The organism is Streptomyces sp. NPDC034099, assembly GCF_055575415.1.
Genome location: NZ_JBVISR010000011.1, coordinates 320,898 through 328,010 on the forward strand (window position 1 = coordinate 320,898; position 7,113 = coordinate 328,010).

7 protein-coding genes are annotated in these 7,113 nt (G+C 72.1%); 4 read left to right on the forward strand and 3 right to left on the reverse strand.

Annotated elements, in window-relative coordinates; genetic code table 11:
* Positions 1-33: 33 nt before the first annotated feature.
* Entirely contained in the window at positions 34-525 is a 492-nt protein-coding gene (locus ACZ56V_RS29740; protein ID WP_007388762.1) for a MarR family winged helix-turn-helix transcriptional regulator, read from the reverse strand.
* A 96-nt stretch (positions 526-621) separates the two neighbouring features.
* On the opposite strand from ACZ56V_RS29740, the gene ACZ56V_RS29745 reads away from it, so the two are divergent.
* Positions 622-1,404 carry a dioxygenase family protein gene (locus ACZ56V_RS29745; protein ID WP_468946507.1) on the forward strand — a complete coding sequence of 261 codons (783 nt, stop codon included), beginning with the start codon at positions 622-624 and terminating at the stop codon, positions 1,402-1,404.
* Between the two features lie 35 nt (positions 1,405-1,439).
* Here ACZ56V_RS29745 and ACZ56V_RS29750 read toward each other — a convergent pair whose 3' ends face one another.
* Entirely contained in the window at positions 1,440-1,964 is a 525-nt protein-coding gene (locus tag ACZ56V_RS29750) for a GNAT family N-acetyltransferase (RefSeq protein ID WP_398918601.1), read from the reverse strand.
* Between the two features lie 215 nt (positions 1,965-2,179).
* Between ACZ56V_RS29750 and ACZ56V_RS29755 the strand changes: the two genes are divergently transcribed.
* Together ACZ56V_RS29755 and ACZ56V_RS29760 are read left to right on the forward strand one after the other, a co-directional pair.
* Entirely contained in the window at positions 2,180-3,178 is a 999-nt protein-coding gene (locus ACZ56V_RS29755; RefSeq protein ID WP_030190975.1) for a sigma-70 family RNA polymerase sigma factor, read from the forward strand.
* 430 nt (positions 3,179-3,608) lie between these two features.
* Entirely contained in the window at positions 3,609-4,334 is a 726-nt protein-coding gene (locus tag ACZ56V_RS29760; protein ID WP_468946510.1) for a TetR/AcrR family transcriptional regulator, read from the forward strand.
* Between the two features lie 25 nt (positions 4,335-4,359).
* On the opposite strand, the gene ACZ56V_RS29765 is transcribed toward ACZ56V_RS29760, so the two are convergent.
* Complete coding sequence (locus ACZ56V_RS29765) at positions 4,360-5,331, reverse strand: helix-turn-helix transcriptional regulator (protein ID WP_398918593.1); 972 nt, start codon at positions 5,329-5,331, stop codon at positions 4,360-4,362.
* A gap of 62 nt (positions 5,332-5,393) precedes the next feature.
* On the opposite strand from ACZ56V_RS29765, the gene ACZ56V_RS29770 reads away from it, so the two are divergent.
* Positions 5,394-6,959 (forward strand): MFS transporter, encoded by a 1,566-nt coding sequence (locus ACZ56V_RS29770; RefSeq protein WP_468946515.1) that lies wholly within the window; start codon positions 5,394-5,396, stop codon positions 6,957-6,959.
* Positions 6,960-7,113 lie beyond the last annotated feature (154 nt).

Consider the following 7,113-nt stretch of genomic DNA (forward strand, 5'->3'; position numbering starts at 1 on the left):
CACGGTTCCCCCGGACCTGCCCCGGCCGCGCGCTCAGCGCAGCCAGGGCAGGTCCGCACCCGCTTCGCTCGGCTGAAGTCCCTCGGCGACGATCCGCATGATCTCGCCGAGGGACTTCTGCTGTTCGGGGGTGAGCCGGTCGAAGACCGCCTGGCGTACGGCGTTCACATGGCCCGGGGCGGTCCGGCGCAGCACCTCGTACCCCTCGTCCGTGAGGATGGCGAACTGGCCGCGCTTGTCGGAGGGGCAGTCCTCGCGGCGGACCCAGCCGTTCTTCTCCAGGCGGGCCACCGCGTGCGAGAGCCGGGAGCGGGTGATCTTCGCGTACTTGGCCAGCTCCGTCATCCGCAGCCGCCGGCGCGGTGACTCGGCCAGCTTCACCAGCAGGCCGTAGTAGACGTGCGGCATGCCCGCGTCGCGCTGGAGCTGCCGGTCGAGGTGGTCCTCGAGGAGGGTGGCGGCCTCGATGTAGGAGCGCCAGACGAGCTGCTCCTCGGCGGTGAGCCAACGGGGTTCGTCGTTCATGGGTCCCACTGTACGAAACGATTCCTTGAATGTTAAACAAACTGGGCGTAGATTGGTGGCACGTAAAGATTGAGAGTTCAAGCATTGGAGGTGGCCATGACCGCCGCCCCGGAGCGCATGCCCGCCCTCTACCTCAGCCACGGCGCCCCGCCCCTGGCCGACGACCCCGTCTGGCCCGGCGAACTGGCCGCGTGGGCCGCGGACCTGCCGCGCCCGAAGGCGATCCTCGTCGTCTCCGCCCACTGGGAGGAGGCCCCGCTCGCCCTCGGCGCCACCCGGACCGTCCCCCTCGTCTACGACTTCTGGGGCTTCCCGGAGCACTACTACCAGGTGCGCTACGCAGCGCCCGGCGCCCCCGCGCTCGCCGAGTCCGTACGCAAGCTGCTGCGCGCCCCCGGCACGCCCGTCCAGGACGTCCCCGACCGCGGCCTCGACCACGGCGCCTACGTCCCGCTGGTCGAGATGTACCCGGGCGCCGACATCCCGGTCCTCCAGGTCTCCATGCCGACCCTGGACCCGGCGCGGCTCATGGAGATCGGCCGCAGGCTCGCGCCGCTGCGCGACGAGGGCGTGCTGATCATCGGCTCCGGGTTCTTCACCCACAACCTCGCCGCACTGCGCCAGGGCGGCATCCCCTCGTGGTCCGCGGAGTTCGACGACTGGGGGCGGCACGCGCTGGAGGGCGGGGACGTGGACGGGCTGCTCGACTTCGCCCACAAGTCCCCGGCGGGACGGCTCGCGCACCCGCGCACCGAGCACTTCGCCCCCCTGTTCGTGGCCATGGGCGCGGCGGACGCGGCCGGTGAGCTGGACTCGCGGCGGTCGGTGATCGACGGGTTCTGGATGGGGCTGGCCAAGCGGTCGGTGCAGTTCGGCTGAGCGCGGGCGGGGCGCGCCCCCGCCCGGCCACGTGCCTACCGTGACTGCAGGGGCTTCTCGTACCAGGCCACGTCCCAGTACCGCCCGAACTTGCGGCCCACCTCGCGGAAGGTGCCCACGTGCCGGAAGCCGAAGCGCGCGTGCAGCCGGGCGGACGCCTCGTTGGGCTGGGCGACGGCCGCGTAGGCGCGATGGAGGTCCTCGCCGGCCAGGGCGTCGAAGAGGGACGTGTAGAGGAGCGAGCCGATGCCGCGGCCGCCGGCCCCCGGAGCGACGTAGACGGTGGTCTCCACGGAGGTCGCGTAGGCGGGCTTCGCGCGATAAGGGCTGGATGTGGCGTACCCCAGAATCTCCTGCGAGTCCGCGTCCGTGGCAACCCTCAGCCGGTGCGGGCCGTCTTCAGGGTGGGAGAGCAGCCAAGGGCGGCGCTCTTCCGGGGTGAACGGTTCGGTGTCGAACGTGATGGGCGTCTCACATACGTAGTGGTTGTAGAGGGCGGTGAGGGCCTTGAGATCGTCCTCGCCTCCCGGTCTGACCTGGACCTCCGCAGTTCCTGACAGCATCGCCCCTCCTCGTGTGGCGGCACAGGGTACTGCATGATCAGAAAAATTGAGGGACGGGTTGGGAATTCTGTCCGGATTCCAGTCGTTGTTTCCATCGGATGCAGGGCACCCGAGGAGAGTCCCGAGAGGGGCTGGGGACACGGAGACAACCCCGCAAGGCGCCAGGGCGTCCACCGGACCACCCGCTGAACCACCATCGCAAGGGAGCACGCATGGCAACCCGTGCCGTCGCCCGTCGTAAGTCCGCCACCGGCGAGACCTCCGGCTCGGCAACCAGCGTCCGCGCGAACGGCGGCGAGCTCGCCGACCGCGATCTGGTCGGCATGTACCTCGACGAGATCGCCCGGACACCGCTGCTCGACGCCGCCAAGGAGGTCGAGCTGTCCCAGACCATCGAGGCGGGTGTGTTCGCGCGGCAGGTCCTCGAAGGGTACGAGGAGACCGGGGCGGACGCCACCCGTGAGGAACTCCAGGCCCTGATCGACGAGGGCGAGCGGGCGAAGGACGTCTTCATCCGCTCCAACCTCCGCCTGGTCGTCGCGGTCGCCCGCCGCTACCCGCGCAGCGGTCTGCCGCTCCTCGACCTGATCCAGGAGGGCAACGCCGGCCTGGTCCGCGCGGTCGAGAAGTTCGACTACCGCAAGGGCTTCAAGTTCTCGACGTACGCGACCTGGTGGATCCGCCAGGCCATCACCCGCTCCATCGCCGACCAGTCGCGCACCATCCGGCTGCCCGTCCACCTGGTGGAGGAGCTGGGCCGGATCCGTCGTGTGCAGCGCGAGTTCAACCGGGAGCACGGCCGCGAGCCGGAGCCCGCCGAGATCGCGGCCGAGCTGGGCTCGACGCCGGAGCGCGTCACCGACGTGCTCGACTGGGCCCGCGACCCGGTCTCGCTGAACATGTCGGTGGACGACGAGGGCGAGACCCAGTTCGGCGACCTGCTGGAGGACACCTCGGCGGTGTCGCCCGAGCAGTCGGTGCTGACCCTGCTGCGCAGCGAGGAGCTGGACGACCTCATCGGCCGCCTCGACCCGCGCACGGCCTCCATCATCAAGATGCGGTACGGCATCGACGACGGCCGCGAGCGCACGCTGACCGAGGTCGGCAAGGAGCACGGCCTCACCCGTGAGCGCATCCGCCAGATCGAGAAGCACGCGCTGCTGGAGCTGAAGAAGCTGGCCCGCGACACCGGCTTCGAGGCCGCGGCGTAACGTGGCCCGGACGACGGCCGGGCGTGCGGCCCGGCCGCCGCGTGACGCGGGGGCGTGACGTGGCGGATGGGGCGTACGCCGGTGGTCGAACCCCGCGCAAACATGGCTGTACAACGCTGCTTCAACTCGCGGGGGCCGGGAACAAGACGTTCGGGCCCCCCGGTCAGCGGCCGGGCGACGACCCCGCACCCGCACCGCGCCACCACCGCAGCACACTGGACCAGGTCCCGACGCACTCCCCCCGGCGCCGGGACTTCCCGAGCCGGGCTCGGCGCCCCTCCCCCCCGGGGTGCCGCAGCCCGGCTCCTTCTTTTGCGAGCACGAGGCCGGCCGCGAGCCGGGGCGGAGCGGAAGGCGGGCCACCCCGAACCTGAACCCCGGGGTGGCCCGCCGGATGGCAGATTCTGCCACAGCGGCATAGCCTGCCGAAGTGAGCAGCACGGTTCCAGCACTTCCCGACCCCGGACCGGGGTCGGTTTCGCCGGTCGGCCCGGTCGGCCCGGTCGGGTCGGTCTCCCTGACCGAGCGGCGCAAGGCCGAGACCCGGATGGAGATCGCCCGCGCGGCGGCCCGCCTCTTCGCCGGCCAGGGCCTGCGGGCCACCCGGGCCGAGGACATCGCCAAGGCGGCGGGCGTCGCCCCGCGCACCTTCTACCGCTACTTCGCCGCCAAAGAGGAGGCGGTCGCCCCGCTCTACGCCCTGGGCGCCGAGCGCTGGGTGCGGGCGGTGCGCGAGGCCCCGGCCGAACTGCCCCCGTCCGCGGCCCTGGAACACGCCGTGCGGCACACGCTGACCCCCGGCGCCGGTGTGTCGGCGCCTTCCTGGGAGTGGGCCCGCGTCCTCATCCGCCTCGCCGAGGGCAGTCCGGCCCTGCGCAAGGTGTGGGCGGAGGTCTGCCACTCCACGGAGCGGGGGCTGGTGGAGGCGCTGGCCGCGCGGATGTCCGGCGGCGACGACAACGTTGCCGCACGGCTGGCCGCCTCACCCCGGCTGCACTTCGCGGCCGCGGTGGCGGGCGCGGCCGTACGCGTCGCGACGGAGCACTGGGCGTCGTCGTCCTCCCAGGAGACGCGCAGCCCCCTCGACCAGGCACTGCTCAACCTGGAGGTGCTGCGGGGGTTCGCGTGGGGGGACGGCGCCTCGGAACAGGGGTGAGACCTGGGGCTCGCCCCGCCGCCGGTCAGTCGGCCCCCGCCGCCCGGCCCAGTCGGGCGCCCAGCTCCCGTACGCAGTCCACCAGTTGCGCCGGTTCGCGGACGCGGAACTCCAGGCCGGTCGTCGCCAGGCGGGCCGCGATCCACTCCACCGAGCCGGACACCGTGGCCCGTACCAGGCACGCCGAGTGGCCGTCCACCGCCTCCGGCGTTCCCAGCCAGTGGGGCAGCAGTGAGGCGACGGTCTCGGCCGGTGCGTGGAAGACGACCGCGATCTCGTAGGAGTCGTTGCGGCGCTGCATCGAGTGCCGTAGGTATTCGGCCGCGTCCCCGGTCGGCAGCTCCCGCGGAGCGAACCGCGCCCCCGTGGCGAAGGGCTCGCTCACCCGGTCGACCCGGAAGGTCCGCCAGTCGTCCCGGTCGAGGTCGAAGGCGACCAGGTACCAGCGCCGTCCCGTCGACACCAGCCGGTACGGCTCCGTCACGCGGCGCGTCTCGCTGCCGTCCGCCGCGCGGTAGGCGAACCGCAGTCGCTCGTGCCCGGCCACCGTCGAGGCCATCACGGTCAGCGTCTCGGGTGCGATGCTCGGCCCGTCCCCGCTGGTCAGCGGCGTGGTCGCGGACTGGAGCGTGGTGACCCGGTGCCGCAGCCGGGACGGCAGCACCTGCTCCAGCTTGGCCAGGGCCCGCACCGAGGCCTCGTCCAGGCCCGCGACCGCGTGGCCCGCGCCGGCCCGCAGCCCGACCGCGATGGCCACCGCCTCCTCGTCGTCGAGGACGAGCGGGGGCATCGCCTTGCCCGCCACCAGCCGGTAGCCACCGTCGGCACCCATCGTCGCCTGGACCGGATAGCCCAGTTCACGCAGTCGGTCGATGTCCCGCCGGACCGTGCGCCGGGAGACCCCGAGCCGGTCGGCCAGCTCGCCGCCAGGCCATTCGCGGGGCGTCTGCAGGAGCGAGAGGAGCGTCAGCAGCCGGGCTGGAGTGTCCGTCGTCATGCGTCCGAGGATGCCTCAGATCTAGGACACGATCCGACCTACTGGCCCCCTAGGTTCCTTCCATGACCTTCAAGCAGACCCCCGACCCGGCCCTCGGCCCGGCTCCCGTCCCGCCCGCCGCGCCCGCCGCGCCCGCCGCGCCGGCCGTGCCCGCCGCGGGCGACCGGCGTCGCTGGTTCGCGCTCGCGATCGTGATGACCGCGGCGTTCATGGACCTGGTGGACGTCACCATCGTCAACATCGCCATCCCCTCCATCCAGAAGGACGAGGGCGCCTCCTTCAGCCAGATCCAGTGGATCACCGCCGGTTACGCCCTCGCCTTCGCGGCCGGTCTGATCACCGGCGGACGGCTCGGCGACATCCACGGCCGCAAGCGGGTCTTCCTGATCGGCATCGGCGGCTTCACCCTGGCCTCGGCGCTGTGCGGGCTCGCCGCCAACCCGGAGATGCTGGTCGCCTCCCGCATCCTCCAGGGCGGCATGGCGGCGCTGATGGTGCCGCAGGTGCTGTCGATCGTGCACGCCACCTTCCCGGCGCACGAACGCGGCAAGGTCTTCGGGCTGTTCGGCGCGATCGTCGGACTCGGGGCCGTCTCCGGTCCGCTGCTGGGCGCCCTGCTCACCGAGTGGAACCTCTTCGGGCTCGAATGGCGGCCCATCTTCCTCATCAACCTGCCGGTCGGCATCGCGGGCCTCGTCCTCGGAAGCCGCTTCATCACGGAGTCGAAGGCGCCGCGCGCCCTGCGGCTGGACCTGGTCGGGGTCGCGCTGGTCACCCTCGGACTGCTGATGCTGATCTACCCGCTCACCCGGGGCGAGGAGCTGGGCTGGCCGCTGTGGGGGTTCCTCTCCATGGCCGGGTCGGTCGTGGTCCTCGCGGTCCTGGTCGCCTACGAGCGGCGCAAGAGCGCGCGGGACGGCTCGCCGCTGGTGGAGCTGTCGCTGTTCAGGGTGAAGAGCTTCGCGGCCGGGATCGCCGTGCAGACCGTCTTCGGCGTCGCACTCGGCATCTTCTTCCTGGTGTGGACGCTGTACCTGCAGTACGGGCTCGGCTGGAGCCCGCTGCGGGCCGGCCTGACCGGCGTACCGTTCTCGATCGCCGTGTCCACGGCCGCCGGTATCTCGGTGCAGAAGCTGGTCCCGCGCTTCGGGCGCAAGGTGCTCCAGGCGGGCGCGCTGGTGATGGCGGCCGGGGTGCTCCTCTACGTCTGGGAGTCCGGGCGCTACGGGCTCGCCATCACGTCCTGGCAGATGGCGCCGCCGCTGGTCGTGATGGGGCTCGGCATGGGCCTGATCGTCGCGCCGCTGACCGACGCGGTGCTCTCCCAGGTGCCGCGCGAGCACGCCGGGGCGGCGTCGGGGCTCATCAACACCGTGCAGCAGATGGGCAACGCGCTCGGACTCGGGCTGGTGTCGGTGGTCTTCTTCGGCACGATGAGCGACCACCTCACCCCCGCCCGCATCGGCCCCGCCTACGTGGACGCCTTCCAGAACGCGCTGGGGTGGGTGGCCGCGGTGCTGGCCGTCATCTTCCTGCTGATGTTCGCGCTGCCCAGGCGGCCGGCCCAGCACGTGGAAGGGGGCGGGGCGGAGGACCCGGCGCAGGAGAAGGAGCCCGCGCTGGTCTGAGAGCGTGCGGCAGGCGAGGCACCGAGGGGCGGGGGCGGGGGGGAGGGGGGAGGAGAAGGGCGCTTGTTGGGGGGTTCCCGCCAACAAAGGGTTGGTTGTGTTTTGTTGGGGGTTGATGCTTTTTTCTTGTGTTTTGTTTTTCGGAAAACGGGGG

Excerpts from the sequence above, each read along its gene's own strand:
- ACZ56V_RS29770 (WP_468946515.1), top strand. The coding sequence starts at position 5,394 with ATGACCTTCAAGCAGACCCCCGACCCGGCCCTCGGCCCGGCTCCCGTC.
- ACZ56V_RS29755 (WP_030190975.1), top strand. The coding sequence starts at position 2,180 with ATGGCAACCCGTGCCGTCGCCCGTCGTAAGTCCGCCACCGGCGAGACC.
- ACZ56V_RS29745 (WP_468946507.1), top strand. The coding sequence starts at position 622 with ATGACCGCCGCCCCGGAGCGCATGCCCGCCCTCTACCTCAGCCACGGC.
- ACZ56V_RS29765 (WP_398918593.1), bottom strand. The coding sequence starts at position 5,331 with ATGACGACGGACACTCCAGCCCGGCTGCTGACGCTCCTCTCGCTCCTG.
- ACZ56V_RS29740 (WP_007388762.1), bottom strand. The coding sequence starts at position 525 with ATGAACGACGAACCCCGTTGGCTCACCGCCGAGGAGCAGCTCGTCTGG.